At 52.2% G+C, this 4,985-nt stretch carries 2 tRNA genes and 2 rRNA genes; all 4 read right to left on the reverse strand.

Annotated features, from left to right (window positions below):
- Positions 1 to 2,887: ribosomal RNA gene (locus tag V6943_RS20090) — 23S ribosomal RNA — on the reverse strand; the annotation flags it as partial.
- A gap of 255 nt (positions 2,888 to 3,142) precedes the next feature.
- Positions 3,143 to 3,218 (reverse strand) — tRNA-Ala (locus tag V6943_RS20095).
- Between the two features lie 30 nt (positions 3,219 to 3,248).
- Positions 3,249 to 3,325: transfer RNA gene (locus V6943_RS20100), tRNA-Ile, on the reverse strand.
- A 91-nt stretch (positions 3,326 to 3,416) separates the two neighbouring features.
- Positions 3,417 to 4,953, reverse strand: a 16S ribosomal RNA gene (locus tag V6943_RS20105).
- Positions 4,954 to 4,985: the final 32 nt, after the last annotated feature.

A 4,985-nucleotide genomic window follows, 5' to 3' on the forward strand; every position in this document is an offset into this window, starting at 1 on the left:
TCAAGCCTCACGGGCAATTAGTATGGGTTAGCTCAACGCCTCACAACGCTTACACACCCCACCTATCAACGTCGTAGTCTTCGACGGCCCTTCAGGGAGCTCAAGGCTCCAGTGAGATCTCATCTTGAGGCAAGTTTCCCGCTTAGATGCTTTCAGCGGTTATCTCTTCCGAACATAGCTACCCGGCAATGCCACTGGCGTGACAACCGGAACACCAGAGGTTCGTCCACTCCGGTCCTCTCGTACTAGGAGCAGCCCCTCTCAAATCTCAAACGTCCACGGCAGATAGGGACCGAACTGTCTCACGACGTTCTAAACCCAGCTCGCGTACCACTTTAAATGGCGAACAGCCATACCCTTGGGACCGGCTTCAGCCCCAGGATGTGATGAGCCGACATCGAGGTGCCAAACACCGCCGTCGATATGAACTCTTGGGCGGTATCAGCCTGTTATCCCCGGAGTACCTTTTATCCGTTGAGCGATGGCCCTTCCATACAGAACCACCGGATCACTAAGACCTACTTTCGTACCTGCTCGACGTGTCTGTCTCGCAGTCAAGCGCGCTTTTGCCTTTATACTCTACGACCGATTTCCGACCGGTCTGAGCGCACCTTCGTACTCCTCCGTTACTCTTTAGGAGGAGACCGCCCCAGTCAAACTACCCACCATACACTGTCCTCGATCCGGATAACGGATCAGAGTTAGAACCTCAAAGTTGCCAGGGTGGTATTTCAAGGATGGCTCCACGCGAACTGGCGTCCACGCTTCAAAGCCTCCCACCTATCCTACACAAGCAAATTCAAAGTCCAGTGCAAAGCTATAGTAAAGGTTCACGGGGTCTTTCCGTCTAGCCGCGGATACACTGCATCTTCACAGCGATTTCAATTTCACTGAGTCTCGGGTGGAGACAGCGCCGCCATCGTTACGCCATTCGTGCAGGTCGGAACTTACCCGACAAGGAATTTCGCTACCTTAGGACCGTTATAGTTACGGCCGCCGTTTACCGGGGCTTCGATCAAGAGCTTCGCTTGCGCTAACCCCATCAATTAACCTTCCGGCACCGGGCAGGCGTCACACCCTATACGTCCACTTTCGTGTTTGCAGAGTGCTGTGTTTTTAATAAACAGTCGCAGCGGCCTGGTATCTTCGACCGGCATGAGCTTACGGGGTAAACCCTTCACCCTCACCGGCGCACCTTCTCCCGAAGTTACGGTGCCATTTTGCCTAGTTCCTTCACCCGAGTTCTCTCAAGCGCCTTGGTATTCTCTACCCAACCACCTGTGTCGGTTTGGGGTACGGTTCCTGATTACCTGAAGCTTAGAGGCTTTTCCTGGAAGCATGGCATCAACCACTTCTCCTTCTAAAAGAAGGATCGTCATCAGTTCTCGGCATTAAGACCCCGGATTTACCTAAGATCTCTGCCTACCACCTTAAACTTGGACAACCAACGCCAAGCTGGCCTAGCCTTCTCCGTCCCCCCATCGCAGTAACCAGAAGTACGGGAATATTAACCCGTTTCCCATCGACTACGCTCTTCAGCCTCGCCTTAGGGACCGACTCACCCTGCGTCGATTAACGTTGCGCAGGAACCCTTGGTCTTTCGGCGTGCGAGTTTTTCACTCGCATTGTCGTTACTCATGTCAGCATTCGCACTTGTGATACCTCCAGCAAGCTTCTCAACTCACCTTCACAGGCTTACACAACGCTCCTCTACCGCTCATCTTACGATGAACCCGTAGCTTCGGTACCTGGTTTGAGCCCCGTTACATCTTCCGCGCAGGCCGACTCGACTAGTGAGCTATTACGCTTTCTTTAAAGGATGGCTGCTTCTAAGCCAACCTCCTAGCTGTCTAAGCCTTCCCACATCGTTTCCCACTTAACCAGGATTTTGGGACCTTAGCTGACGGTCTGGGTTGTTTCCCTTTTCACGACGGACGTTAGCACCCGCCGTGTGTCTCCCGTGCTGACACTTGCTGGTATTCGGAGTTTGCATCGGTTTGGTAAGTCGGGATGACCCCCTAGCCGAAACAGTGCTCTACCCCCAGCAGTGATACACGAGGCGCTACCTAAATAGCTTTCGAGGAGAACCAGCTATCTCCGAGCTTGATTAGCCTTTCACTCCGATCCACAGGTCATCCGCTAACTTTTCAACGGTAGTCGGTTCGGTCCTCCAGTCAGTGTTACCTAACCTTCAACCTGCCCATGGATAGATCGCCCGGTTTCGGGTCTATTCCCAGCGACTAGACGCCCTATTAAGACTCGCTTTCGCTACGCCTCCCCTATTCGGTTAAGCTCGCCACTGAAAATAAGTCGCTGACCCATTATACAAAAGGTACGCAGTCACCTAACAAAGTAGGCTCCCACTGCTTGTACGCATACGGTTTCAGGTTCTATTTCACTCCCCTCTCCGGGGTTCTTTTCGCCTTTCCCTCACGGTACTGGTTCACTATCGGTCAGTCAGTAGTATTTAGCCTTGGAGGATGGTCCCCCCATATTCAGACAAAGTTTCTCGTGCTCCGTCCTACTCGATTTCATTGATAAGAGATTTTCGCGTACAGGGCTATCACCCACTATGGCCGCACTTTCCAGAGCGTTCCGCTAATCTCAAATCAACTTAAGGGCTAGTCCCCGTTCGCTCGCCACTACTAAGGGAATCTCGGTTGATTTCTTTTCCTCAGGGTACTTAGATGTTTCAGTTCCCCTGGTTCGCCTCACACACCTATGTATTCAGTGTGTGATAACCATCTTATGATGGCTGGGTTCCCCCATTCAGAGATCTCCGGATCAAAGTCTGTTTGCCGACTCCCCGAAGCTTTTCGCAGGCTACCACGTCTTTCATCGCCTCTGACTGCCAAGGCATCCACCGTATGCGCTTCTTCACTTGACCATATAACCCCAAGCAATCTGGTTACTGTCTAATAACGTGAAGACGACATTCGCCGAAAATCCGCATTTTTGCTCTCTCGAGCATCTCGCAAATTTTACCTTGACTTGAATAACTACCAGTGAAAGTAATTACCCAAATCTACTTCTATCACATACCCAAATTTTTAAAGAACAGTTACTGGCGCAAAGACCAGAAATCAATCCGCTCCGATTGGAACGCATTCATTTCTGTGCTTTCAAGCGATGTCGAGAATAATGGTGGAGCCAAGCGGGATCGAACCGCTGACCTCCTGCGTGCAAAGCAGGCGCTCTCCCAGCTGAGCTATGGCCCCATCTACAGATCGGCCACATCCCATGACAATTGGTGGGTCTGGGCAGATTCGAACTGCCGACCTCACCCTTATCAGGGGTGCGCTCTAACCAACTGAGCTACAGACCCAATCGTCTCTCTCGGGTCGAAACCCAATCGCTTTTCGCTAGTGAATCAAGCAATTCGTGTGGGAACTTATGAAGAAGCTGAAGTCTTCGATTAAGGAGGTGATCCAGCCGCAGGTTCCCCTACGGCTACCTTGTTACGACTTCACCCCAGTCATGAATCACTCCGTGGTAACCGTCCTCCCGAAGGTTAGACTAGCTACTTCTGGAGCAACCCACTCCCATGGTGTGACGGGCGGTGTGTACAAGGCCCGGGAACGTATTCACCGTGACATTCTGATTCACGATTACTAGCGATTCCGACTTCACGCAGTCGAGTTGCAGACTGCGATCCGGACTACGATCGGTTTTATGGGATTAGCTCCACCTCGCGGCTTGGCAACCCTTTGTACCGACCATTGTAGCACGTGTGTAGCCCAGGCCGTAAGGGCCATGATGACTTGACGTCATCCCCACCTTCCTCCGGTTTGTCACCGGCAGTCTCCTTAGAGTGCCCACCATTACGTGCTGGTAACTAAGGACAAGGGTTGCGCTCGTTACGGGACTTAACCCAACATCTCACGACACGAGCTGACGACAGCCATGCAGCACCTGTGTCAGAGTTCCCGAAGGCACCAATCCATCTCTGGAAAGTTCTCTGCATGTCAAGGCCTGGTAAGGTTCTTCGCGTTGCTTCGAATTAAACCACATGCTCCACCGCTTGTGCGGGCCCCCGTCAATTCATTTGAGTTTTAACCTTGCGGCCGTACTCCCCAGGCGGTCGACTTAATGCGTTAGCTGCGCCACTAAGATCTCAAGGATCCCAACGGCTAGTCGACATCGTTTACGGCGTGGACTACCAGGGTATCTAATCCTGTTTGCTCCCCACGCTTTCGCACCTCAGTGTCAGTATTAGCCCAGGTGGTCGCCTTCGCCACTGGTGTTCCTTCCTATATCTACGCATTTCACCGCTACACAGGAAATTCCACCACCCTCTGCCATACTCTAGCTTGCCAGTTTTGAAAGCAGTTCCCAGGTTGAGCCCGGGGCTTTCACTTCCAACTTAACAAACCACCTACGCGCGCTTTACGCCCAGTAATTCCGATTAACGCTTGCACCCTTCGTATTACCGCGGCTGCTGGCACGAAGTTAGCCGGTGCTTATTCTGTCGGTAACGTCAAAACAGCAAGGTATTAACTTACTGCCCTTCCTCCCAACTTAAAGTGCTTTACAATCCGAAGACCTTCTTCACACACGCGGCATGGCTGGATCAGGCTTTCGCCCATTGTCCAATATTCCCCACTGCTGCCTCCCGTAGGAGTCTGGACCGTGTCTCAGTTCCAGTGTGACTGATCATCCTCTCAGACCAGTTACGGATCGCAGCCTTGGTGAGCCATTACCTCACCAACTAGCTAATCCGACCTAGGCTCATCTGATAGCGCAAGGCCCGAAGGTCCCCTGCTTTCTCCCGTAGGACGTATGCGGTATTAGCGTTCCTTTCGAAACGTTGTCCCCCACTACCAGGCAGATTCCTAGGCATTACTCACCCGTCCGCCGCTGAATCAGGGAGCAAGCTCCCTTCATCCGCTCGACTTGCATGTGTTAGGCCTGCCGCCAGCGTTCAATCTGAGCCATGATCAAACTCTTCAGTTCAATACTGCTTGGGTTTTGAGAAAACCCTAAAC

The sequence above is a fragment of the Pseudomonas sp. CBC3 genome (assembly GCF_037967085.1).
GTDB lineage: Bacteria > Pseudomonadota > Gammaproteobacteria > Pseudomonadales > Pseudomonadaceae > Stutzerimonas.